23 protein-coding genes are annotated in these 22902 nt (G+C 47.4%); 14 read left to right on the plus strand and 9 right to left on the minus strand.

Features of this window, described 5'->3' with window-relative positions; genetic code table 11:
• Window positions 1-62 precede the first annotated feature (62 nt).
• Entirely contained in the window at window positions 63-290 is a 228-nt protein-coding gene (locus tag ACVA6Q_RS20170; RefSeq protein WP_446648728.1) for a hypothetical protein, read from the minus strand.
• Between the two features lie 254 nt (window positions 291-544).
• Between ACVA6Q_RS20170 and rfaD the strand changes: the two genes are divergently transcribed.
• Window positions 545-1486 carry an ADP-glyceromanno-heptose 6-epimerase gene (gene rfaD, locus ACVA6Q_RS20175; RefSeq protein ID WP_446648729.1) on the plus strand — a complete coding sequence of 314 codons (942 nt, stop codon included), beginning with the start codon at window positions 545-547 and terminating at the stop codon, window positions 1484-1486.
• A gap of 45 nt (window positions 1487-1531) precedes the next feature.
• Here the strand turns inward: rfaD and ACVA6Q_RS20180 are convergent, their stop codons facing one another.
• Window positions 1532-1771 carry a hypothetical protein gene (locus ACVA6Q_RS20180; RefSeq protein WP_446648730.1) on the minus strand — a complete coding sequence of 80 codons (240 nt, stop codon included), beginning with the start codon at window positions 1769-1771 and terminating at the stop codon, window positions 1532-1534.
• A 222-nt stretch (window positions 1772-1993) separates the two neighbouring features.
• Between ACVA6Q_RS20180 and ACVA6Q_RS20185 the strand changes: the two genes are divergently transcribed.
• The 8 genes from ACVA6Q_RS20185 (at window position 1994) to ACVA6Q_RS20220 (ending at window position 11086) form a co-directional block, all read left to right on the plus strand.
• A complete protein-coding gene (locus ACVA6Q_RS20185; RefSeq protein WP_446648731.1) occupies window positions 1994-3763 on the plus strand; it encodes a polysaccharide deacetylase family protein in 1770 nt (589 codons plus the stop codon).
• Complete coding sequence (gene waaF / locus ACVA6Q_RS20190) at window positions 3760-4773, plus strand: lipopolysaccharide heptosyltransferase II (RefSeq protein ID WP_446648732.1); 1014 nt, start codon at window positions 3760-3762, stop codon at window positions 4771-4773. Before ACVA6Q_RS20185 ends, waaF begins: the two co-directional genes overlap by 4 nt.
• A 73-nt stretch (window positions 4774-4846) precedes the next feature.
• Window positions 4847-5692 carry a glycosyltransferase gene (locus ACVA6Q_RS20195; protein WP_446648733.1) on the plus strand — a complete coding sequence of 282 codons (846 nt, stop codon included), beginning with the start codon at window positions 4847-4849 and terminating at the stop codon, window positions 5690-5692.
• On the plus strand, window positions 5689-6669 hold the full coding sequence (locus ACVA6Q_RS20200; protein ID WP_446648734.1) for a glycosyltransferase family 2 protein: 981 nt from the start codon (window positions 5689-5691) through the stop codon (window positions 6667-6669). Before ACVA6Q_RS20195 ends, ACVA6Q_RS20200 begins: the two co-directional genes overlap by 4 nt.
• 2 nt (window positions 6670-6671) lie before the next feature.
• Complete coding sequence (locus ACVA6Q_RS20205; protein WP_446648735.1) at window positions 6672-7076, plus strand: GtrA family protein; 405 nt, start codon at window positions 6672-6674, stop codon at window positions 7074-7076.
• Window positions 7077-7095: 19 nt separating this feature from the next.
• Entirely contained in the window at window positions 7096-8514 is a 1419-nt protein-coding gene (locus ACVA6Q_RS20210) for a 3-deoxy-D-manno-octulosonic acid transferase (RefSeq protein WP_446648736.1), read from the plus strand.
• The gene (gene waaA, locus ACVA6Q_RS20215) at window positions 8514-9791 is read left to right on the plus strand and encodes a lipid IV(A) 3-deoxy-D-manno-octulosonic acid transferase (protein WP_446648737.1); all 1278 of its coding nucleotides are present in this window, start codon (window positions 8514-8516) and stop codon (window positions 9789-9791) included. Before ACVA6Q_RS20210 ends, waaA begins: the two co-directional genes overlap by 1 nt.
• Window positions 9792-9820: 29 nt before the next feature.
• Window positions 9821-11086 carry an O-antigen ligase family protein gene (locus ACVA6Q_RS20220; protein ID WP_446648738.1) on the plus strand — a complete coding sequence of 422 codons (1266 nt, stop codon included), beginning with the start codon at window positions 9821-9823 and terminating at the stop codon, window positions 11084-11086.
• A gap of 3 nt (window positions 11087-11089) precedes the next feature.
• Here the strand turns inward: ACVA6Q_RS20220 and ACVA6Q_RS20225 are convergent, their stop codons facing one another.
• Genes ACVA6Q_RS20225 through ACVA6Q_RS20235 form a run of 3 tightly spaced genes read right to left on the minus strand, consistent with a single transcriptional unit; the run spans window position 11090 to window position 13303 of the window.
• Window positions 11090-11755 (minus strand): acyltransferase, encoded by a 666-nt coding sequence (locus ACVA6Q_RS20225; RefSeq protein WP_446648739.1) that lies wholly within the window; start codon window positions 11753-11755, stop codon window positions 11090-11092.
• Window positions 11755-12465, minus strand: a complete 711-nt coding sequence (locus ACVA6Q_RS20230; protein ID WP_446648740.1) for a 3-deoxy-D-manno-octulosonic acid kinase — start codon at window positions 12463-12465, stop codon at window positions 11755-11757. Before ACVA6Q_RS20230 ends, ACVA6Q_RS20225 begins: the two co-directional genes overlap by 1 nt.
• A gap of 40 nt (window positions 12466-12505) precedes the next feature.
• Window positions 12506-13303, minus strand: a complete 798-nt coding sequence (locus tag ACVA6Q_RS20235) for a glycosyltransferase (protein ID WP_446648741.1) — start codon at window positions 13301-13303, stop codon at window positions 12506-12508.
• A 186-nt stretch (window positions 13304-13489) separates the two neighbouring features.
• Between ACVA6Q_RS20235 and ACVA6Q_RS20240 the strand changes: the two genes are divergently transcribed.
• Both ACVA6Q_RS20240 and ACVA6Q_RS20245 read left to right on the plus strand, forming a co-directional pair.
• Entirely contained in the window at window positions 13490-14542 is a 1053-nt protein-coding gene (locus tag ACVA6Q_RS20240; protein WP_446648760.1) for a glycosyltransferase family 9 protein, read from the plus strand.
• Between the two features lie 30 nt (window positions 14543-14572).
• The gene (locus ACVA6Q_RS20245) at window positions 14573-15358 is read left to right on the plus strand and encodes a glycosyltransferase family 2 protein (RefSeq protein WP_446648761.1); all 786 of its coding nucleotides are present in this window, start codon (window positions 14573-14575) and stop codon (window positions 15356-15358) included.
• On the opposite strand, the gene ACVA6Q_RS20250 is transcribed toward ACVA6Q_RS20245, so the two are convergent.
• Window positions 15327-16361, minus strand: coding sequence for a glycosyltransferase family 9 protein (locus ACVA6Q_RS20250; protein ID WP_446648742.1), 1035 nt, complete (start codon window positions 16359-16361; stop codon window positions 15327-15329). The two genes, ACVA6Q_RS20245 and ACVA6Q_RS20250, sit on opposite strands and share 32 nt — an antisense overlap.
• Before the next feature lie 123 nt (window positions 16362-16484).
• Here ACVA6Q_RS20250 and coaD point away from each other — a divergent pair, with 123 nt between their 5' ends.
• Both coaD and ACVA6Q_RS20260 read left to right on the plus strand, forming a co-directional pair.
• Window positions 16485-16979 (plus strand): pantetheine-phosphate adenylyltransferase, encoded by a 495-nt coding sequence (gene coaD / locus ACVA6Q_RS20255; protein WP_446648743.1) that lies wholly within the window; start codon window positions 16485-16487, stop codon window positions 16977-16979.
• A gap of 180 nt (window positions 16980-17159) precedes the next feature.
• Complete coding sequence (locus tag ACVA6Q_RS20260) at window positions 17160-18566, plus strand: ArnT family glycosyltransferase (RefSeq protein WP_446648762.1); 1407 nt, start codon at window positions 17160-17162, stop codon at window positions 18564-18566.
• An 88-nt stretch (window positions 18567-18654) separates the two neighbouring features.
• On the opposite strand, the gene pyrE is transcribed toward ACVA6Q_RS20260, so the two are convergent.
• Together pyrE and rph are read right to left on the minus strand one after the other, a co-directional pair.
• Entirely contained in the window at window positions 18655-19296 is a 642-nt protein-coding gene (pyrE, locus tag ACVA6Q_RS20265; protein WP_353497612.1) for an orotate phosphoribosyltransferase, read from the minus strand.
• 250 nt (window positions 19297-19546) lie between these two features.
• Window positions 19547-20263, minus strand: coding sequence for a ribonuclease PH (gene rph / locus ACVA6Q_RS20270; protein WP_353497611.1), 717 nt, complete (start codon window positions 20261-20263; stop codon window positions 19547-19549).
• A gap of 172 nt (window positions 20264-20435) precedes the next feature.
• Here rph and ACVA6Q_RS20275 point away from each other — a divergent pair, with 172 nt between their 5' ends.
• Window positions 20436-21302, plus strand: a complete 867-nt coding sequence (locus tag ACVA6Q_RS20275; protein WP_446648744.1) for a YicC/YloC family endoribonuclease — start codon at window positions 20436-20438, stop codon at window positions 21300-21302.
• 185 nt (window positions 21303-21487) lie between these two features.
• On the opposite strand, the gene ACVA6Q_RS20280 is transcribed toward ACVA6Q_RS20275, so the two are convergent.
• The gene (locus ACVA6Q_RS20280; protein WP_446648745.1) at window positions 21488-22858 is read right to left on the minus strand and encodes an NCS2 family permease; all 1371 of its coding nucleotides are present in this window, start codon (window positions 22856-22858) and stop codon (window positions 21488-21490) included.
• Window positions 22859-22902: the final 44 nt, after the last annotated feature.

A 22902-nucleotide genomic window follows, 5' to 3' on the forward strand; every position in this document is an offset into this window, starting at 1 on the left:
GTTAAGGGAAAATAACGCTCTCTCTACATGCAATATGCAAAGAGAGCGTGCATCAACAACAATTACTGAGTGTTAGTTACTGTTGTTGTTGTCGCGTTGTTGTCATCAGCCGATGCAACTGCAACCACTGCTACTGCAGCTGCAGTACCAATAACAATACCGCCAGTCAAAGCTGAACCTGCTGCTGCACCACCTGCGCCAGCGCCTGCTGCGGCGCCGCCTTCAGCTTCTGCAAATGCTGGGCTAGCCATACCTGCTGCAATCGCCATGATTAATGCGATTTTTTTCATGGTTATTTCCTTTTACTCAATTATCGATAATTCAGTGCACCTAATTGAACACACTGACTTTCAATGTTAGTCCATTGTATAAAGCATTGTAAACGGTATTATTTTTACAGTTTGCTGACAAATGATATTTTTTGAGCGATGAGTCACAGTTTGTCAAGCTGAGTTCTCGGAGCTTGTCGCCAAGGAACTCCTTTGAACCCCTTGGTAAATCTTATATACTTCAAGTCATTACCCCACTTAAATTGGAACGTTTTATGATCATTGTAACCGGTGGTGCTGGCATGATTGGCAGCAATATTATCAAGGCACTTAACGAGGCTGGCTTGAATGATATTTTGGTTGTCGATAACCTAAAAAATGGACGTAAGTTCAAAAACTTAGTTGACCTAGACATCACAGATTACATGGATCGTGATGACTTCCTTACTCAAGTTATGGCAGGCGATGACTTCGGCCCGATTGAAGCGGTCTTCCATGAAGGTGCTTGCTCTGCAACGACAGAGTGGGATGGCAAGTATGTGATGCTTAATAACTATGAGTACTCAAAAGAGCTGCTGCATTACTGCTTAGATCGTGAAATTCCATTCTTGTATGCTTCTTCTGCTGCGACTTATGGTGAAACAACTGTATTTAAAGAAGAGCGCCAATATGAAGGAGCGCTTAATGTCTATGGTTATTCAAAGCAGCAGTTTGATAACTATGTTCGTCGCCTGTGGGCGGATGCAGAAGCTCATGGTGAGACATTATCTCAAGTCACTGGTTTCCGTTATTTCAATGTTTACGGCCCTCGCGAGCAGCATAAAGGCAGCATGGCATCGGTGGCGTTCCATCTGAACAATCAAATGAATGCGGGTGAGAATCCAAAACTGTTTGAAGGCAGTGCGCACTTTAAGCGTGACTTTGTTTACGTTGGCGATGTAGCGAAAGTAAACCTTTGGTTCATGGAAAATGGTGAGTCTGGTATCTATAACTGCGGTACTGGTAATGCAGAGACATTTGAAGCGATTGCACAGGCTGCGATTACGCATCATGGTAAGGGTGAGATTGAAAATATTCCGTTCCCGGATCATTTGAAGGGTGCTTATCAGGAGTTTACTCAGGCGGATTTGACGAACTTGCGTGCTGCGGGTTGTGATGTTGAGTTTAAGACGGTTGCTGAGGGTGTGGCTGAGTATTTGGCGATTGTGAATAAGTAGGATCGCTGAGGTCGCCATTTAAGTGGCGTTAGACACCCAGTGTCGTCAAACACGCAGCGCCGTCATTCCTGTGCAGACAGGAATCTTGGTTGAGGCTTGGTGCGCGCTGGTGGTAGATCCCTGCCTGCGCAGGCGCGCGGCTAGTGGGATGACGATATCTGCTGGTAGTACGAAACACACAACGCTGTCATTCCTGCGTAGACAGGAATCTTGGTTGAGGCTTGGTGTGCGTTGATGGTAGATCCCTGCCTGCGCAGGCGCGCGGCTAGTGGGATGACGATCCATTGGATGATAGTATCGTTGGAATGTGAGCCTAACAACTTGCGTCATTCCTGTGCAGACAGGAATCTTGGTTAAGGCTTGGTGCGCGCTGGTGGTAGATCCCTGCCTGCGCAGGGATGACGATACTAACATGGATGACAATATTGGCAGGGATGACGATATCATTTGAATGACGATATCACTGAGATAGCGACACAATAGAGAACAATCTAAAAGAGTTTATTAATGAACATTCTTATGGCTCTGTCCCAGCTCGAAGTAACTGGGGCTGAGGTTTACGCTACTACGGTAGGTAATGAACTGACTGCTCGGGGCCATAACGTGTTTTATGTCTCTGACACTTTGACCAAGCCACACAAAGGCGATTTTTTCTCACTGCGTTTCAATAAGCGCAGTGTGCCGCGTCGTTTCTGGCATGTAGGTTATCTAATTTATCTCATCAAAAAGCACAACATTCAGTTAGTTCATGCTCACTCGCGAGCATCGAGCTGGAGCTGTCACGTCGCGTGTAAAATCACTAGCACCCCGATGGTCACAACCGTGCACGGTCGCCAACCTGTGCATGCCTCACGCAAGAAGTTTCATGCTATGGGCGATAAGGCTCTACCAGTTTGTGAGGCGATTCGTGACCAACTCCATAACGACTTAGCAGTGCCGATGGAACAAATGGAAGTGAGCCGTAACGGCATTGAAACGTCAAGCTTCCAGTGGCTAAATGCACCAAACAACACTAAACCTGTCGTCACTATTGTTGGCCGTTTGAGCGGCCCAAAAGGTGAGCTCTGTTATCGTCTACTCGATGAGTGTTTGGATGCTGAAAAGTACGATATTCGCGTGGTGACAGGTTCTAAGTTTGAGTCACGGTTCGAAAAATTTTCATCAAGCGTCAACTTTGTGGGCTACACCGATGATGTGCCTGCCATGCTTAGTGAGGCGGATTTAGTGATCGGCGCAGGCCGCGTCGCGATGGAAGCGCTGCTTTGCGGCAGGCCGACGCTTGCTATTGGTGAAGCGACTTGCATTGGCATTGTCGATGAAAACAATGTCGATGAGGCCATGGCGACGAACTTTGGTGATATTGGTCCGGTGGACCTCGATATCGACTTTACCCAAATTGCCGCTCTGGTCGAAAAAGGACTAAGTAGTTCGCATTGCTCTCAAGCCACCAGCGATACCATACGCGCCAATTATAGTCTGACCAATATCGTCGATGATATTGAGCGTATTTACCAAGACGTGTACGTCACCACGCTAAGGCGTGAAATGCCGGTCATCATGTACCATCGCTTCATCAAAGATGACAGTGGCAAAGGTGTTCACGGTACGTATCTGCATATTGATATGTTCGATAAGCATATGGCGCTGCTAAAAAAAATGGGCTTTGAAACCTTAACGTTTGAAGACTTGCAAGATGGTCGTCTCATCCGACGCCTAGATGCCAACAAGCGTTATATCATGTTGACGGTCGATGATGGTTACGTTGATAACCTAGAGCTCATGCTTCCCGTTCTGCAAAAATATGACTTTAAGGCCATAGTGTATGTGGTCACTGGTGAGACCTTTAATCGTTGGGATGTTGAAAATCCATCAAACCCAGAGAAATCCGTGCCCCTGATGAACGCTGAGCAAGTCAAACAATTGGCAGAGTCTGGACATATCGAGATTGGTGGTCACACTCTCACCCACCCGAAACTCGATACTTTGACCGATGAACAGCAGCGTTTCGAAATTATCGAAAACAAGAAGGCGCTTGAGGCGACACTAGGTAAATCACTCACGTCGTTTGCCTACCCATTTGGTGAGCACAATAAAGCGTCTAAGCAAATCGCTAAAGAAGCAGGCTACCAATACGCGGTCGCGACCAACTCTGGTCCTTTAGCGTTTCATCAAGACCCTTACCAAGTTCGCCGTATCGCTATTTTCCCAAAAACTGATGTATTTGGGCTCTGGCGCAAAGTGCGCGGCAATTACCTATTTAGAAAAGTGAAATCATGAAGATCCTAGTCATAGGCCCCTCATGGGTCGGCGATATGGTGATGTCGCAAAGCCTCTATATTGAGCTAAAAAATCGCTATCCAGAAGCGACCATTGATGTGCTTGCACCCGCTTGGTGTGAGCCAATTCTCGGGCGAATGCCACAAGTCAATCGCTCGATTGAAATGCCTATCGGGCATGGTGCATTCGATTTAAAAGGGCGCTGGCGCATTGGCCGACAACTCAAGCAGCAAGGTTATACGCATGCCTACGTGCTACCTAATTCTGCAAAATCAGCATTAATACCGCTATTTGCTGGGATCCCTAACCGTATTGGCTGGAAAGGTGAAACTCGTTATGGCCTGCTCACCGATTTGCGCCCGAACAAGCGTATTTTTCAATATTATGTGGAACGATTTGTCGCTTTGGCGAGTCCAAAAGACGCTATGTTGGATGAAGTACGCTTGGAGAGCTGTCCGAGGCCTAAACTTACCGTGGATGAACTTGTTCAAAAACAAACGCTGTCCAAGTTCTCGCTAACCAACGACAGAGTAGCGATTGGCATGTGTCCTGGCGCTGAGTTTGGTCCGGCGAAACGCTGGCCAGATGCGCACTACGCTAAGGTTGCACAACACGTAATCGATGGTGGTCAGCAAGTTTGGCTGTTCGGCTCGGCCAAAGATCGCGAAGTCACGGAAAAAATTCGCAATGCTCTGACGCCAGAGGCTCAGCAACATTGCTATAACGTGGCAGGTAGTACCTCGCTGATTGAAGCGGTGGACTTACTCGCAGCTTGCGACACCGTGATCAGTAATGATTCGGGGTTGATGCATGTCTCGGCGGCGGTTGGCTGCAATATTGTCGCGATTTATGGCTCGAGCTCACCGGACTACACGCCACCACTTGGTGAGCGTGTACAGATCGTCAATACTGATATAGAGTGTCGGCCATGTTTTAAGCGTGAGTGTCCTTTGGGGCATATGAATTGCCTAAAACAACTCGAGCCCGATATGGTTATCGCTAAGTTGTAAAACCATTTGCTCTAACGGCTAAACCAAAGCCATAGAGTCGCCAGTTTTCAAGAATCAGGATTATTAAGCGGTTATGTCTGCTAAGCATTACGACAACACGGACAACGGCGCGACCATTGAAGTCATCATGGCCGCCTACAACAATGTGCGAGATATGCGATTGGTGTTCGAGGGGTACCTACGCCAAACCGATCGCAACTTTTCCCTTTGCGTTACTGATGATGGTTCAGGCCCAGAGGTGAAAGCGCTTGTCGATGTCTATCGTGCTCTTGGTTTGAATATTCGCCACCTTTGGCAACAAGACAAAGGTTATCGACGCGCACTAGCGTTAAACAAAGCGATTGCCAGTTCGCTATGTGATTTTATTATCATGACGGACAACGATTGCATCCCTTCACAGTACTTTATCGAGGATTATCGACAAAGGCTGCGCAGCGACACTATGCTATTTGGTCGTCGAGTAGATTTATACCAAGGGGCAAGCCAGTTAATCCGTGAGCATAAAGTCGCTTTAAAGCAGACCGAGTCTGTATTTTGGTTATTAAGCCAAGCGCTAAAAAAAGGCTTAAAGCGACCTGAAATGGCGATCCGCTTTCCTGAGCCTATCCTTAGATATTGGAATCGAAAGCCACGAGGCGCTATTGGCGCCAATCTAGCGGTTCCGCGTCATGCACTACTTGAAGTGAATGGCTTTGACGCAGATTACGAAGGCTACGGCATGGAAGAAACCGATCTCGTGTGGCGCTTAGAAAAGTGGGGGCTCACGCCTCAAACCGTTCTCGGGTGCTGTGCGCTATTTCACCTGTATCATAAAGAGAAACAGCAAGGCTCTGAAGCCATGCAAATGTTCGAGCAAAAGAAAAAGCTAAATTTAACGCGCTGCTTAAACGGCATTGATCAAATTAGAGAAATCGAATGACAGAACAAAAACCGACCATCTCCATCATCTGCCCATGCTACAACGAAGAGCAAGTGGTGAGCTTGTTTATGGAGCGTATCACTACGGTTTTACAGCAAACCGAGTATGACTACGAAGTAATACTGATCAACGATGGCAGTAAAGACAATACGTTATCGGTGATCAAGCAGCTACAGCAGCAAGATGCTCATATCCGTGTCGTCAATTTATCAAGAAACTTTGGCAAAGAAGCTGCACTGACCGCTGGTATTGATCTTGCTCGTGGCGAAGTGCTGATCCCGATCGATGCTGATCTGCAAGATCCACCTGAGCTTATTCACGATTTTCTCGAAAAATGGCGAGAAGGTTATGACGTGGTTGTGGCAAAACGTGCCGATCGCAGCACCGACTCGTGGGCAAAAAAATTCTCTGCTGAGATGTTCTATAAATTTCACAATGCTGTGGCGCAAGTGGATATCCCAGAAAACGTCGGGGATTTTCGTCTAATCAACCGCCGTGTAGTGAATGCCATTCAACTGTTGCCTGAAAACCAGCGTTTTATGAAAGGCATCTTCTCTTGGGTTGGCTTTAAGACTGCGGTGGTGGAATACAAACGTGAAGCGCGTGAAGCGGGTGAAACCAGCTTTAACGGCTGGAAGCTGTGGAATTTTGCTCTTGATGGCATTACCAGCTTTAGTACTGCGCCACTTCGTATTTGGCTCTATATTGGCTCGTTTATCTCGGCTCTTGCTTTTATTTATGGCAGCTTCACCGTGGTAAAAACCCTAATCTACGGTATTGATGCTCCTGGTTATGCCTCAACCATCACCATCATGCTATTCCTTGGTGGTGTGCAGTTAATTGGCATCGGTGTTATGGGGGAGTATATCGGGCGCCTGTATATGGAATCCAAACGCAGACCAACCTATATCATTGAAGAAGATAGCATTGGCTCACCTTCAATCGTCAAGTCACAAGACGATAACTCGAGCCAGTAACGATGCGAGTGCTGCTTGACCGACTGCTTCAGTATCGCCTTGTCCGTTTCGGCCTCACGGGCGGAATGGCGACCGCAATTCACATTGCTGTCGCCTTTAGCTTTATTCACCTAGTCAAGGACAGTGTGCTGTACGCCAATATTGTTGGCTTCTCAATCGCGTTTGTCTTTTCTTATTTTGCTCAAACGGTATTGGTGTTTAGACACAAGGTCAATCTGAGTAATGCGCTGCGCTTTTTTATGGTGCAGTTTGGCGCTTTAATGATTTCACAAGCGATAAGTGAACTGTTCTCTGACTGGAATAGCTACATTCGTATACTGATGGTCGTCGTTATATTGCCCATCATCACCTATCTTATTCACAAAGTGTGGACCTATTCCGGCTCCTCAGAGTCCACACCTCACTAACCGCTCTAAAGAGTCTTATATGAACCAACATTCCATCGCAGAACGACATTTTCATTGGCTGTACGCTTTGGGCTTTACTATTGGGCTAGTGTTTACTTTTCTCTACGCTCAAAACCAAATCCTGACTGGCGATCAAACTCAAATGCTCTACAAAGGATATTTAGGCGCCTACCAAGATACCTGGTTAAGCTATGGTAATGCCGCGAGCGCCGTTGGTAATGTCCCAGGTTCACTATCGACTTGGCTTATCGGTGTGCCACTGCTCGTGTGGGATTCTCCCTGGTCGCCAATGGTGCTGTTAGTATTGCTGCGCATCGTCTCGCTAGTGCTGCTCGATAATGTCATTAAAACTATGCTGCCAGAGAAAGATAACGCTCTGATGCGCTTACTGTTTCTTGCGCTTTATTGGCTCAATCCTTGGTTTTTATACGACAGCCTACTCTACAATCCATCGTATTTGTGTCTATTTGCTGCCATGCATCTCTGGTCGGCATCTAAGATGCGTCTTGGTAAGTCCTTTGGTTATACCTTCGTTCACGTGTTGTCGATTGGATTGGCGATGCAGCTTCACTATTCATGGCCTATTTTGGCGGTAATTTCAGTGTATCTGTTCTATCGTCAAATGGGGCACGTCTCTTGGCTTGGTGCCCTCGCCGCTGTAGCGGCTCTGCTACTTTCATTGGTGCCTTACTTCCAAGAGTATGCCGTTAATGAGAATTTGACTCGTGAGAGCGACCGTTATATTGGTTACGGCTTGGTGCATGTGTATCCGGTGCTAAAAGCGCTGCTTTACTGGCTGCGATATGGCTCTATGTTGTTTTCCAATAAGGTCATTGCTTACGGTGAGTTTGATTGGCTAACACAAATTGAGTGGTTAAAGCTTTCCGCACTCGCGCTTTGGAAAACACTGGTGTTTGTGGTTGGTGCGGTAACGGTTGTCGTGTCAGCGAGGCTGAACTGGCTTTGGTGGAAACGTGTCAAACCACTTTGCCTACGTGGTCGTGGCAATGTAGATGGCCAACAATGGGTCGAGTTGTATGCGTTTGGCGCCGTTATCGGTGTCCTGATTAGCGCAGCCTTGTCTCCAATTACGTTCTCATACTGGCACTTGATCATGGTGTACCCGTTCGCTATTTTGCCTATCCTTATCGGTATTCACGCTATATTGGTTTCCAAAGAACCTGCAGCGAGCAACTCTACACCCTCTAAATTCAACCAATTTGTACAGCGCTATCGCTTTACCTCGTTTGTCGCGACTTGGTTTACTGTCGGTGAAAAGCGCTTGCTACTGATTAAACTGGCGTTTGGTTACTTACTGGTTCTTAACTTACTTGCCTCGCACGATAGTATTAAATACTCCTACGAGGCGGATTATGTACAGCAAACCGAGCAGTATTTGCAGCAGCAATCGCTCATTAGCCCAAGTGTGAAGCCGTAATGATAGTTCGCTTTGTCTACACTGTACTGCTTGCCGTCGTCGCGCCGATTTTTCTGTATGGTCTATTTAAAGCTAAACCGGGAAAGCCGAGTGTGGGGAAGCGTTGGCGTGAACATTTTGGCTTTACGCCACGTTTAGCCGCCACTGAAAAACCTGTAGTGTGGTTTCATGCTGTCTCTGTAGGTGAGACACTGGCGGTGACACCGCTTATTAAGCAGTTTGCCGCCGAAAATCCAAATACAGAAATCCTGATCACAACAACGACCCCAACCGGTGCCGAGCAAGCCGCCAAGCTAAGTGAAATCGCCCAACACCGTTATATGCCGCTTGATTTTGGCTTTGCGGTTAAGCGCTTCTTACGTGTAATTAAGCCGTCACACATGATCATTGTAGAGACAGAGCTATGGCCTAACACTTTACATTGTGTCGCTAACGCAGGCGTGCCAATTACGGTAGTGAATGCTCGTTTATCAGAGCGTTCCTGTGCTCGATATCAAAAGGTGCAACCACTGTTTGATGTTATTGCACCCACTATTACCAATTTATGCTGTCAGTTTGACGATGATGCACACCGCTTTGAGCGTTTGGGGATTGCCACTGAACGCATTCAAGTTACTGGCTCAGTTAAATTCGACATTCAAGTGACTGAACAGCAAATAGAACAAGGCCGCGCACTGCGAGCGAAACTTGGTCAAGACCGTCCTGTTTGGATCGCTGCCAGTACGCACCAAGGTGAAGATGAGCAGCTATTAGCGGTTCACAAGCAGCTCCTAAGCACACACCCAACGTTGCTACTCGTTATTGTGCCTAGGCACCCAGAGCGCTTCAACGATGTAGCTAAACTTTGCAAATCTCAAGGTTTTACTCGCGCAAAACGCTCTAAACTAATATCGGCACTTCCAAGCGAAACATCCGTCGTCGTTGGCGATACCATGGGAGAAATGATGAGCTACCTCGCAGCAAGCGATGTTTGCTTTATGGGTGGGAGCTTACTCGGCAATAAAGTGGGGGGGCACAATTTACTTGAACCCGCCGCTCTCGGTATTCCCTCACTAACAGGCCCAAGCTACTTCAACTTTGCTGATATTACCGAGCAGTTGGTGAACAACAAAGGGACGATGGTTTGCGAGAGTACAGAGCAAATTGTCAGTGCTGTATCTAAGCTTATCACTGAGCCCTCACTGGCTATCGCCATGGGGGACGCCAACAAACACACTGTTAGTCAAAATCAAGGGGCTTTACGGCGCACATTAGATAGCCTCGCCACTTCCCTTTAACTTGCTGAAGAACTAGACGTAAAATCATTATGACGACCCATCACTCTATCACCCCTGACTGGCTCAACAAACTTAGTGCCGCGCTAGTCGCACTGTTTTTTGCGACTTACTTTAACGGTGGCTATAACATTGCCTCGGCTCTATTGGCCTTGGTGACTATTATTGTCTTAGTTTACCAATGCAAGGACACGACCCGTTCTGCTTTTAAAGAAATGCAGCTTCTAAATTGGACGTTTGCCTTGTTTGGCCTTCACTTGTTTATTATTGCGTTAAGCGCCTACTTAGACCTCGATACGCGAAGTGTTGGGCGATCCATTGAATATCCGGCTAAAGCACTCTTGCTGTGCATTGTCAGTTATTTGGTGATCTTCACTCGAGTCTCTGCGGCTTCGCTGTGCTACGGTCTAGTCGCAGGGGGATTGTTGGGCGCGCTGATTTCAGGCTATGACGTCTATATTAAGGAGTGGCGAGGCTTTGATGCACTAATGCCGATTCAAAAAGGCAATGCCGCTATTTTATTTTCCACACTGCTATTTACGCTTTCGCTTTATTGGCATAAATCCAATCAAAAGCTAGCTTGGCTGTGTCTAATTGGAGCTAATTTAGCGCTCGCCGCCAGTGTGATGTCGCTGACGCGAGGTGGGTGGATCTTAGCTCCCTTTACCTACTTAATTGCCACTGTCGTCTTTTTTAAACAAACAGCACGTAGCTATTCAGTGATTGCACTGCTTTCATTGGTTGCGACTGTCGCTATAGTAGTAACGACTTCATCTGTCGGCATTGGAAATCACGTCGCAGTCGTGACAGAACAAACACAATCTGAACATGGTTCAGTGGGCGTGCGTGTGGAAATGTGGAAGTTTGCTTGGCAGCTTTTCTCAGAAAAGCCCCTGCTTGGCTGGGGAGAGCATGCACTTCAACCCCGCCTCGATCTTGCACTCGCCAACAGAGAACTTTCCGAGTATGCACGAACGTTTAATGGCAATGCTCACAGCGCCTACTTTAATGCTCTGTCACAACGTGGGGTGATTGGCTTTATCGGATTGATGGGCTTTCTTGGTATCCCTGGTATTCTCTATTTAGTGAGCCTAGTTCGAGCGAAGAGCGAAGAGGTTAAGCTATGGGCAACCCTTGCTGGGCTGCACATTCTTTCTACGGCAGGGTTCTGTGTCTCTCAAGACCACTTCCTACACAATGAGGGCGTAGTGCTCTATGCGACTACTAACGCTATTTTGTTGGGGTTCTTAATTCGAGCTAAACGTGCCGAAAGTAATTTGCCTTCAATTCAAACATAGCTCTTAATGCACAAACCGCTTCCCTGCCATAGAGCCTATAATCTTGGCAGGGTTGCCGCCAATAATGGCGTCTTTTTTAAACTCCCCAATCACCAACGCCGCCGCTGATACAATAGAGTTGTCACTGACCACACTGCCTTTAAGAACTGTCGAACGCGCGCAAACCCAAACATCTGAGCCTACGAGCACTTCTTTATCTGAGTTTATGCTCACGCCACTTTCTCGCTCCACCGCGTGCATATCTGTATCCATAAACAGGGTTTGCCAAGAGATTAAAGCCCTATCACCAAAACGTATCGCTTTTTGACACACTATCGTCGTTTCACCGGAAAAATTAACGCCATCACCAATGGTTAAATCACCAGAGATATGAAGGCGACTGCCAGTGCCGATTTTATTGCCTCGACCGAAGTTCACCGTACCACCCTTTTTAAGCGACCAAATAAACCGTGAGTACTTACCGTCAGCGATTTGCACCTCTCCAAAGCCGAGTTTAATTTTCCCGAACTTGGCATCATTTGGTACCGTTACATTACCGCGTAAATCTCTGAAATAGGTGCGGTGACAAACGAGCACTGGAAAACGCAGCGCCGTTGCCAGTGGAAAATAGCGAAAGTTAAACCACAATGTTTTGGGGATGCACCTTAAGTAGAAATAGAGTTTTCTCATCACTTACCCTGTTCGTACCCTGCCAATAACGCATCAAAGTCATGGGGCTGCCAGTGGATTTGGAAACGCCCTAACTCTTTTTCAAAAGAACGCTTTAGACGACTGAGGTTATCTTGCTTCCAGCTCTCACCGGGCTGCTCAGCGCATTTATCAAAATCGATAATCCAAACTTTGTTTTGATCATCAATGAGTAGGTTATGAATATTGAGATCGGTATGGTTGACACCCACATCATGCATTGCTCGTATTTCTGCACCGATTCGACGATACGCCTGTTTCTCTAGCGCGCCTGATTGCAAAATAGCGACAAGATCTTGTGCATTGGCAATCTTTTCACTCAAAAGATCAGCGCGATAATACAGTCCGCTGCGCACAGCCATTGCCGCGAGCGGGCGTGGGACATTGACGTTTGCCGCAATCAGCTTGCTCAGCAATGAGAACTCCCGAAAACTACGCGTATTGTGCCAACCACTAAACCAATATTGGTCACGCACTAGCTTGCCAAATAGTCCACCGCGGCGATAGTGCCGTAACGCCGCCGGTAAATGTTCGGTCTCCACAAACCAAGTCGTGCCACGACCTTGAGCACTACCGAGTACCTTGTCGTGTTTCTGCCAGTAATCAGAGCAAAAAAGCTGCTCATCTGGAGCAGAAATAAAGGCGCTGTCATACCAGATCATGGTATCGGGATTGGGGGATACTTGTTGCACTGGGTCTCCGAAGCCAAGTAGATAATAGGTTGTTAGATGCCTAATCTAACCATTTATTCATGCCATTGCGACAATAAGCAGCGGTGGTATTCAGTTTTTGCTGTTTAAGCTGGGTCAGCGTTTCATCACCATCGTCTGCCTCTCGGATCGGATGATCAAGATGGTAAACCACGGCTCGTCCTAGAGAGCTATACGCCGTCACACCAACCAAGGATAAACGATGACTGAGATCAACGTCTTCCCCACCCCAACCTAAGAAGTCCTCATCAAAACCATTGACCAACAGAAGGTCTTGGCGATCAACAGCAAAATTGGCGCCATAAGGCCATACTGTTTTCATTCGATTGAAGAAAGGCAGTAACCATGCAGGATAACGGATTGCTTGCTCGATTTTCGACAGTTGCTTACGTATGGAGAGCCAAATCAACAACGAGGTTCTGTTTAACTCGATTATCGACGAGTCTCCATTTTTTAACCACTGGGTAATATCGGGGCCTAAATACACTCTTGGGCCTGTTACCAGTCTTTTGGGACGACTAGCCGCCTTATGATCGGCAATAAAACAGGGGTGTGGTATGCAATCACTGTCGGTGAAAATAATTCTCTCCGCTTGTGAGTTCGCCACAGCTTTATTGAGAATAACCGTTCGCCGAAAACCTTTATCTTCATGCCAGATATGACGAATTTTCAGCCCCTTCCGCTGAAACTCCTCAACAAGCTGCTTGATATCAGGTCCGGAACCGTCGTCCGCCACACAAATACCAAAGTCCTTATCTACCTGGTTGAGATAACCAGATAAAGTAAGCTGTAGGACATCAGCGTCGTTATAGGCCGACATAATCACTTCATACCGCATGGTAATAGAACATTATCCTTTAGAATCACTATTCAAAGAGTGACAGAGTTTAACAATTTGTAAAGTCTATCGTTTTGGGGCGGCGATTCTAGCACTATGGCGAAATTTTACATTCTATTTTCTTCGCTGCATAATCGTTGCCAATCTATGACTGAATGCGCTGGCACTATGGCACTGTTTACCTCTCCACCACAATCGATTTGCATTCTGCGCCTGTCCGCCATTGGCGACGTGTGCAACACCATCGCTGCGGTACAAGCGATCCAAGCTCACTGGCCTAAGACTCAAATCACCTGGGTAACTGGCTCATTAGAAGCCAAGCTGCTGGAAAGTATTCAAGACATCAATATTGTCGTATTTGACAAAAAAGCAGGCTGGCGTGGCTATCGCGATTTGTGGCGCCAGCTCCATGGTCAACAATTTGATGCTCTACTTCACATGCAATACGCACTGCGCGCGAGCATCGCAACTTTGGGTATTAAAGCCAAATACAAATTAGGTTTTGATACAGATCGAGCGCAAGATTTTCAGCAGCTCTTCACCAACGTTAAAGTGCCTTCTCCGCCCAAAATGCATGTATTGGATGGCTTACTCGCTTTCAATGATACCCTCGGCATTCCTGCTGAATTTCCCAGTTGGCAGCTAAACTACAGTCAGCAGCACGCTGATTGGGCAAAACCGCTTTTAGTGGGACAGCGAAATCTCGTCATTGTTCCTGCCGCCAGCAAAGGCTATAAAAACTGGACGGCGGAAGGTTATGTTGCTGTGATTAATCATGCCGTTAAGAAGGGATGGAAGGTCATCTTGGCAGGTAGCCCTGCCGCGATTGAAGTGGAGCTTGGCGCGCACATTGAAGCTTTGTGCCCTCACACAATCACCAACGTCATTGGTCAAAGTAGCCTGATGCAGATGCTGGCTCTGCTTGATATGGGCGATTTGGTGATTGCACCAGATACTGGACCAACCCACATGGCTAATGCAATGCAGACACCGGTTATCGGTTTGTATGCTCACCATAATCCACAGCGCACTGGCCCGTATCGTTATTTGGATTATGTAGTATCGGCTTATGAAGAAGCGATTGTCGCTGAAACGGGGAAAGCCAGCAGTGAGCTTGAATGGCGCGCACGGGTTAAAGACAAGCAGGCGATGCAGCGGATTAAGGCTGATAGCGTGATTGCGATGTTTGACCATGTGGTACCATCAGAAGCGCTCAATTAGGGCGGCGATACCATCAATCAACCAAGGATCATAACAGTGACCAAACCAACACTTGCTGTCGCGCTGATAGTAAAAAATGAATCAAAGCATCTACGCGCTTGCCTAGAGACAGTACAAGGCTGGGTGGATGAAATTGTTATCTTAGACTCAGGCAGCAGCGATGATACAAAGGCTATTGCTGAAGAGATGGGCGCTAAGTTCTATACCAACAGTGATTGGCCTGGGTTTGGCCGTCAAAGGCAGATCGCACAAAGCCACGTTAAATCGGACTTCGTATTTTGGCTTGATGCCGACGAGCGCGTCACACCAGAGCTCAAAGCCAGCATATTAGATGCAGTCAGTAAAAACGCCCCAACCACTATTTATCAGTTTGCCCGACTAAGCTGGGTGTTCGGCCGCTTCATCAAGCACTGTGGTTGGTACCCAGACAAAGTTCTGCGCCTCTACCCAACTAAACTCACGCAATACAACGACTCCTTAGTGCACGAGAAAGTCGAAACCGACAAGTCAATGACGGTTGAAACCCTACAGGGCGACCTTATCCATTACACCTATGATGACATTCACCACTACTTAGTGAAGTCTGCGGGTTACGCCAAGGCATGGGCTGAGCAAAGAGAAAAGCGTGGTAAGAAATCGAGCATTTCACAAGGTATTTTGCATGCCGTGGCGTGCTTTGTGAAAATGTACATCGTCAAAGCTGGCTTTTTGGATGGCAAACAAGGTCTGCTACTGTGTTTGTTGTCAGCGCACTCCACTTTCGTGAAGTACGCTGACCTCTGGGTTAGGACAAGTACTGAGCCGCCCAAGGGTTAAGCTCTTGCGTCACCTTGGCAATATCAATGCGAGTCATGTTCTCTTGGCTCGCTTTATCCTCAGCTAGAGGCGGTGCAAACGCCAAGTGACGTCCTTCTGAATTGAGCGGTTTCCAGCGCAGCGGTGTAGCAGAGCGTTTAGCTGGGAAAAAACCTACGGTTGGCACATCAAGCGCAGCGGCGATATGCAAAGGCCCAGTTGAACCTGCGATAAACAGACTGGCGCAGGCAAGCGAACAGGAAAAATCCACCAACCCATCATTTTTGTCATACACCACACTGTTTATCTGCTTCTCTGCCAACAGAACCTGCAGCTCCCTCGCCTTCTCTTCTTCGCCAGGACCGGCAGTTAATACCACATTGAAACTGCCATCGATTCCAGCAACCAGATCAGAATACTGCTCAAGAGTCAGATTGTTTGCTGAACCTCCACTACCGGCATGCACGTATACCCAAGGCAGTACTTTGTTTAGGTCAAGTTCACTCGCTAATTTCTCTTTTTGCTTTGCTAGCGCATCAAGGGAGAAAGAGAAATACGGTGCGCGCGGTTCCACAATCTCAATCGATTGGTCGGTTAAAAACGCTCGAACGAGATCGAGGTTGTATTCATACTCGGGTTTGGCGCTTTGTGAACGCTTTTGTTTGATGCGTCGATTATAGAAAAGCTGAGCAAATTTGGTCGCAGGTGCCAATCGGTAAGGAATTTTCGCCTTCCACACTAACAGAGCGTTGTAGGTGGTAGAGAACAGGTTGATGGAAGCATCAAACTTCGCGCTCTTTAGGGTTTGAACTAAATGTTTCTGAGTGTGCTTATCGGCATTTTTACCGCAATCAACAATCACTTCATCAATCCACGGACAGGCTCTTGCTAGCGCCACCGTATAGCTAGGAACCAAGGCAGTGACTCGACAATTCGGCATCGACGCTTTGAGCATCGCAAAACTTGGCCATGCCAACATAAAATCGCCTATCTTGTCGTTGCGAACCACCAATATGTTTTTCATCTTTATTCTCTTGTCACCTAGCTGTTTGAGGATAATAGCAATTCATTGGCTTCTGGCAACCTCATTCCTAATAAACCCAGGAAAGTGCTACACTGACGCAAACTATGAACAAGAGCTAATACCGTGACGAAAAAACGCCTATCTCGTGTGATTTATCCCGGCACCTTTGATCCCATTACCAATGGTCATTTAGACCTGATTGAACGTGCATCGACCATGTTTGATGAAGTCATCATCGCTATTGCTGCAAGCCCAAGCAAAAACACTATGTTTACTCTTGATGAGCGCGTGCAGTTCACCACTGAGGTCACTAAGCACTTAGATAACGTGACAGCGAAAGGATTTTCTGGCCTGTTGGTTAATTTTGCTGAAGAGGAAAAGGCCAATGTATTGATCCGTGGCCTGCGCACCACAGTCGACTTCGAGTACGAGTTTGGTCTGACGAACATGTACCGCAGGCTACTGCCCGGGTTAGAAAGTGTGTTCCTCACCCCAGCTGAAGAGCACGCATTTATCTCTTCCACTTTGGTTCGAGAGGTCGCTATTCACGGAGGGGATGTTAGTCAGTTTGTACCACCACTGATTGAGCAAGCTCTACAAACGAAGAAGATTGTGTAAGGTCATCAGGTATACACAAATTAACAATAGTTTGATTGCTATTTTATTGACCTACACTTGAAGAATGTGTGAGACTTCGAACGTTTTTTTGTTCGGCAAGATGATATAGCGTCGTCTTGCTCAGCATCGGCCTTAACGTCTATCTCGGCCGCAGTCCCGCTTTTGGAGCATATGAAAATGATAAATAAACAGCGAACGCTGTGGTTCCTACTCATTGCCGCGTTGTTGATCCGCCTACTCTCACTTGGATTCTATCCGTTAATGGACACAACTGAATCACGCTATGGTGAGATGGCGCGAATGATGGTGGAAACTGGTAACTGGCTAACACCGTTATTTGACTATGGCGTTCCGTTCTGGGGCAAACCGCCACTGTTCACTTGGATGAGTGCTGCTAGCGTTGAGATCTTTGGGTTGTCAGAATTTACCTTGCGCTTACCACACTGGCTTGCTGGCGTTATTGTGGTCGCTGGTGCTGCATGGTTTGCGAAGAAGAATGGCTATAACCCGTTGGTTGCCGCTGTCGTACTATCGACTACGCTCGTATTCTCAATCTCAGCAGGCGCTGTGATGACCGACATGGCGCTTACCTTAGGTCTGGCACTTTCTATGATTGGTTTCTACCAATGCTGGCGCGGTGAAACGCTGTGGGGCTATGTAGGCTTCATTGGTTTGGCTATCGGCCTACTCGCCAAAGGGCCAGTGGCGATTGTGCTATTTGGTTTGGCGGTCTTCCCGTGGATGGTCATTCAACACGGCCTAATTGGCGCGTTTGTTGAGCTATGGCGCCGATTCCCGCTTATTAAGGGAACCTTGCTCATGCTGGCGATTGCACTGCCTTGGTATATCATGGCAGAGCGCGCCACACCTGGATTTATCGATTACTTCATTGTGGGCGAGCACTACAAGCGCTTTGTCGAGCCAGGCTGGACGGGTGATCTTTATGGCTCGGGTCACGAGGAGCCGAAAGGTAAAATCTGGTTCTTCTGGTTACTGGCGGTATTACCGTGGTCACTCATTCTACCGGTACTCATGTTGGTACGCGCTAAGTTTGGCCTTGAGCAAGCAAAACAAAACCACGGTTTCACGAGCTTTGCGATCTGGTGGGCATTGTCACCGCTTATCTTGTTCACGGTTTCAAGCAATATTCTACCGACCTACGTACTACCAGGTACACCGGCGATTGGTCTATTGATTGCGATTTTCTGGAAGAATAAAGATACCATTTGGTTGACGATTGCTGCGCTTATCGTGCCTATTGCGCTGATTGCGGCTACCTACATGCTGTCCACGGGCAAAATTGCCGACAACAGTGATAAGCATCTAATTCGCAGTTTGGATCCAGAAGTTAAAACCTTCTACATGTATCCACGATCATACTCGGGTCAATACTACAGTAATGGTCAGGCGAAGGTTCTGCGCACAGAGGAGCAACTTGAAGGGTTAGAGCAGTTCTATTTGATTACCTTCAAAGACAGAATGACCCATGACTTCCCACGTTACCAAGAGCAATTTGATTGCAGTGATGTGATTGCTGAAAGCCACAACCGCGGCGCTATTCTGTGTAAAGTCAAACCGCAGCAATAAACCTCAATGACAAAAGTAAAAAAGGCCTGAATATTCAGGCCTTTTTTGTATTCAAACGCAGTTTGTTTCAATCAACTTTTACGAGTTATTAAATACCAAACTCCGCACGGTACGCTTTTACCGCTTCTAGATGCTCAGCGTTGCCGCCTTGCTCTTCTAGATAAGTAATTAGGTCTGTCAGACTTACGATTGAAATCACCGCACAGCCAAAGTCACGCTCAACTTCTTGAATCGCGGATAGCTCACCCTTGCCTTTTTCTTGGCGGTCAATCGCGACCAATACGCCCGCTAGGTCAGCACCGTTAGCTTTGATGATTTCCATCGACTCACGAATCGCAGTGCCTGCGGTGATCACGTCGTCCACCAGCATAATACGGCCTTCGAGTGCACTACCTACGAGGTTGCCGCCTTCACCGTGATTTTTCGCTTCCTTACGGTTAAAACAGTAAGGCGTGTCGATATCGTGGTGATCAGCAAGTGCTACCGCTGTTGTTGTTGCGATTGGGATGCCTTTGTAAGCTGGGCCAAATAGCACGTCAAACTCAATGCCTGAGTCAGCCAGTGCTGCTGCGTAGAAGCGACCTAGACGAGCAAGGTCACGACCAGTATTGAAAAGCCCAGCGTTGAAGAAGTAAGGGCTTTTACGACCAGATTTAAGGGTAAACTCGCCAAATTTTAGGACTTCTTTCTCTAATGCAAATTCAATAAATTCACGCTGGTATGCTTTCATTTTATCTCTCTCGGTTGTTGTTTTAGGTATGTCGTTGCCATACCCCATTTAGACATAATGCCTCATGTCTTTTAAGTCGTGGGATCATCTAACTCAAAATAATCGTCACCCCACTAGCCGCGCGCCTGTGTAGACAGGGGTCTACTCAACGCGCCCACCAAGCCTTAAGTAGATTCCTGCCTGCGCAGGAATGACGGCCGTGGTGTATCTGTATTACACAAAAAAATAGCCCCCTTACGGGAGCTATCAATCAATCTTCTAAAGCCAGCTTCTGAGCTGCTACGATCTCGGCAATGCCTTTGTTTGCTGACGCCAGTAGCGCCATCAACTCATCATGGCTGAACGGTTCGCCTTCTGCAGTGCCTTGGATTTCGATCATGCGACCATCTTCCGTCATGACCACATTCATATCCGTATCGGCTGCAGAATCTTCTGTGTACTCAAGGTCACACAAAATATCTTCACCAAGAATACCCACAGAGACAGCGGCAACGTGGCCTTTCATTGGGTTCGCTTTTAGCTTGCCTTTCGCAACAAGGTGAGCAAACGCATCAGCCATTGCCACACTAGCGCCAGAAATAGAGGCAGTACGCGTGCCACCATCTGCTTGGATAACATCACAATCTACCGTTACCATGACTTCACCCATGGCTTCTAGATCAACTACCGCGCGCAGACTGCGAGCGATTAGACGTTGGATTTCCATCGTACGGCCGCCTTGCTTACCGCTTGCTGCTTCACGACGCATTCTTGAGTGCGTCGAGCGTGGTAGCATGCCGTATTCTGCTGTCACCCAGCCTTTACCTTGGCCTTTTAGCCAGCGAGGCACATTCTCTTCCACAGTGGCGTTACACAACACTTTGGTATTGCCGAACTCCACCAATACAGAACCTTCTGCATAAGCGGTGTAGTTGCGAGTAATTTTTATTGGGCGCACTTGGTCTGCTGCGCGATCATTTGGACGCATGGGCATTACCTTAATTAGGGAAGGAGTTAGGTTGGGCGAAGATTATAGCGGAGAACTGAAAAGGGGTCTAGGTTCTCTACTCTGCCCCCAATCACCAGATTACTTCTCTTCCCCCGCTGTGCTAACATGAGAACAGTTTGAACACATTTATTGAATCCAAGGGAATCATTTCATGATCTACAGCATGACCGCGTACGCGCGCAAAGAGGTCAAAGGTGACTGGGGTAGCGCAGTATGGGAAATCCGCTCTGTAAACCAACGTTATCTCGAAACATACTTCCGTCTTCCAGAGCAGTTCCGTGGTCTAGAGCCTGTACTTCGTGAGCGTTTTCGTAAGCGCCTGGCGCGCGGTAAAGTTGAATGTCATCTGCGTTTTGAAGCAAACCCAGCCGCGAAAGGTGAACTCAACATCAATGAGACACTGGCTAAGCAAGTGATTGGCGCAGCAAATCAAGTCATGACGCTGACTGGCGAAGACAGCCGCATCAACCCATTCCAAGTAATGCAGTGGCCAGGTGTGATGGAAACACCAGAGCAAGATATGGACACCATCAACAAAGCACTATTAGATGGTTTTGAAGGCGCACTAACGGATTTCATTGAAGCGCGTGGTCGTGAAGGCGACAACATGAAAGCGTTGATCGTACAGCGTCTTGATGCAATTACTGAAGAAGTGGTGAAAGTTCGTGCCCGTATGCCAGAAATCATTGAATGGCAACGTGAACGTCTACTAGGCAAATTTGAAGAAGCTAAAATCGAGCTAGATGCTTCTCGAGTGGAGCAAGAGCTGATTCTTCTGGCGCAAAAATCTGACGTAGCAGAAGAACTAGACCGCCTAGACTCTCACGTAAAAGAAACCAAAAGCATTATGAAAAAAGGTGGCGCCGTTGGCCGTCGTCTTGATTTTATGATGCAAGAGTTTAACCGCGAGTCTAACACCCTAGCGTCTAAGTCTATTAGTACCGACATCACCGCATCGGGTGTAGAGCTTAAAGTGCTGATTGAGCAAATGCGTGAGCAAATTCAGAATATTGAATAATTCTGTTGAATGATAAAAAAGCAGGCTGATGCCTGCTTTTTTATTGCTTGAATATTTCCCGCACTAAAATAGCTGTCACTCCTGCGCAAGCAGGGGTCTACTCAACACGCACACCAAGCCTCAATTAGATTTCTGCCTACGCAGGAATGACGGCGCTGTGGGGGTAGTATTCCGATTATTAGTGACTACAACAACACCAAGTAAGTCATAAACAGCGCCGACAACACATAGATCACCGGGTGAACCTCTTTGCCCTTACCTGCCACAACCATACTAAACGCATAGCTAATAAAGCCCATTGCCATGCCGTTTGCAGGAGAGAAGCTCAGCACGGTAAACATGATGGTAAAGAAGGCAGCAATGCGAGACTCTTTTTTATCCCACTTGATATCCCCTAAGCGGCCAATCATGTAAATACCTACCACCACCATTGCTGGCGCCACCATGGCCGCTGAGAACAAGGAGAATAACGGGTAAAGGAACAGTGACACAAAGAACAAGCCTGCTACCACAACCGCCGCGAGACCAGTTCTCGCACCTTGAGAAGAGGCGATGCCCGATTCAGAGAATGCCGTTACCGACGTTGTGCCAAGCAGCGAACCCATCACAGTACCACCTGCGTCAGCGACGAGTGCTGAACGCGCATTTGGCACCTTGCCATCTTTGTCGATGATGCCTGCATCGCGGCCCACGCCCACTATCGTGCTCAATCCATCAAAGAAGTCGACAATCAAGAAGATAATAACGATAAACAGCAAGTCGAACATCTTCTCTGCCGTTAGGCCAGAAAAATCAAAGATCGCACCAAAGCTACCAGCCATGCTTGGTGGCATTGCCACAAGCTGTTCTGGAAGTGGTGCGTTTGCCGTGCCCATAAACGTGTCGGCAAGGATAGTCAAAATAATAGCGGAGATGAATGAGATAAATGTCGCCAGCTTGATATCGCGAACCATACAACCAAGCGCAATAAAAATACTGATGTAAGCGATCATGACCTGAGGGTTTAGAATATCGCCCATACTCACCAAAATGATTGGGTTTGAAACGATGATACCTGCGTTCTTAAGACCCAAGAACGCAATAAACAAACCGAGTGAAACCGTAATCGCCAGCTTGAGGTCTTCTGGAATCGACTCAATCATCGCTTTACGGATCTTACTCATCGATAAAATCAAATAGATGATGCCTGAGAAAAAGATGCCAAGCAGTGCCTCATGCCAAACCAGCGCTACCGAACCACTTAACAGCATGCCTTTGAAAAAGCCGTTCATGCTCATACCAGGGGCAAGCATCACAGGATAGTTGCCAAACACACCCATAATCAGCGTCGCAAATGCGGCCGCCAGCGCCGTTGCGGTAAATACTGCGCCGCGATCCATACCAGGAATATCGCCCAAAATAGCCGGATTGACCGCCAAGATGTAGCTCATTGCTAGAAAGGTAATAAAGCCTGCGTACACCTCAGTGCCAATCGTAGACTTGCGCTCACTCACCTTGAAGGTCGCTTCGATAAAGGAAGGGTTGGTCTGTCTCTGACCCGCTAATTCTGCACTCACAGTGGTACCTTTTAAGATAGAAAACACGTCGACGCAAACGTATG

The sequence above is a fragment of the Vibrio sp. DNB22_10_4 genome (assembly GCF_052879755.1).

Excerpts from the sequence above, each read along its gene's own strand:
- ACVA6Q_RS20170 (WP_446648728.1), bottom strand. The coding sequence starts at position 290 with ATGAAAAAAATCGCATTAATCATGGCGATTGCAGCAGGTATGGCTAGC.
- rfaD (WP_446648729.1), top strand. The coding sequence starts at position 545 with ATGATCATTGTAACCGGTGGTGCTGGCATGATTGGCAGCAATATTATC.
- ACVA6Q_RS20180 (WP_446648730.1), bottom strand. The coding sequence starts at position 1,771 with ATGGATCGTCATCCCACTAGCCGCGCGCCTGCGCAGGCAGGGATCTAC.
- ACVA6Q_RS20185 (WP_446648731.1), top strand. The coding sequence starts at position 1,994 with ATGAACATTCTTATGGCTCTGTCCCAGCTCGAAGTAACTGGGGCTGAG.
- waaF (WP_446648732.1), top strand. The coding sequence starts at position 3,760 with ATGAAGATCCTAGTCATAGGCCCCTCATGGGTCGGCGATATGGTGATG.
- ACVA6Q_RS20195 (WP_446648733.1), top strand. The coding sequence starts at position 4,847 with ATGTCTGCTAAGCATTACGACAACACGGACAACGGCGCGACCATTGAA.
- ACVA6Q_RS20200 (WP_446648734.1), top strand. The coding sequence starts at position 5,689 with ATGACAGAACAAAAACCGACCATCTCCATCATCTGCCCATGCTACAAC.
- ACVA6Q_RS20205 (WP_446648735.1), top strand. The coding sequence starts at position 6,672 with ATGCGAGTGCTGCTTGACCGACTGCTTCAGTATCGCCTTGTCCGTTTC.
- ACVA6Q_RS20210 (WP_446648736.1), top strand. The coding sequence starts at position 7,096 with ATGAACCAACATTCCATCGCAGAACGACATTTTCATTGGCTGTACGCT.
- waaA (WP_446648737.1), top strand. The coding sequence starts at position 8,514 with ATGATAGTTCGCTTTGTCTACACTGTACTGCTTGCCGTCGTCGCGCCG.
- ACVA6Q_RS20220 (WP_446648738.1), top strand. The coding sequence starts at position 9,821 with ATGACGACCCATCACTCTATCACCCCTGACTGGCTCAACAAACTTAGT.
- ACVA6Q_RS20225 (WP_446648739.1), bottom strand. The coding sequence starts at position 11,755 with ATGAGAAAACTCTATTTCTACTTAAGGTGCATCCCCAAAACATTGTGG.
- ACVA6Q_RS20235 (WP_446648741.1), bottom strand. The coding sequence starts at position 13,303 with ATGTCGGCCTATAACGACGCTGATGTCCTACAGCTTACTTTATCTGGT.
- ACVA6Q_RS20240 (WP_446648760.1), top strand. The coding sequence starts at position 13,490 with ATGGCACTGTTTACCTCTCCACCACAATCGATTTGCATTCTGCGCCTG.
- ACVA6Q_RS20250 (WP_446648742.1), bottom strand. The coding sequence starts at position 16,361 with ATGAAAAACATATTGGTGGTTCGCAACGACAAGATAGGCGATTTTATG.
- pyrE (WP_353497612.1), bottom strand. The coding sequence starts at position 19,296 with ATGAAAGCATACCAGCGTGAATTTATTGAATTTGCATTAGAGAAAGAA.
- rph (WP_353497611.1), bottom strand. The coding sequence starts at position 20,263 with ATGCGTCCAAATGATCGCGCAGCAGACCAAGTGCGCCCAATAAAAATT.
- ACVA6Q_RS20275 (WP_446648744.1), top strand. The coding sequence starts at position 20,436 with ATGATCTACAGCATGACCGCGTACGCGCGCAAAGAGGTCAAAGGTGAC.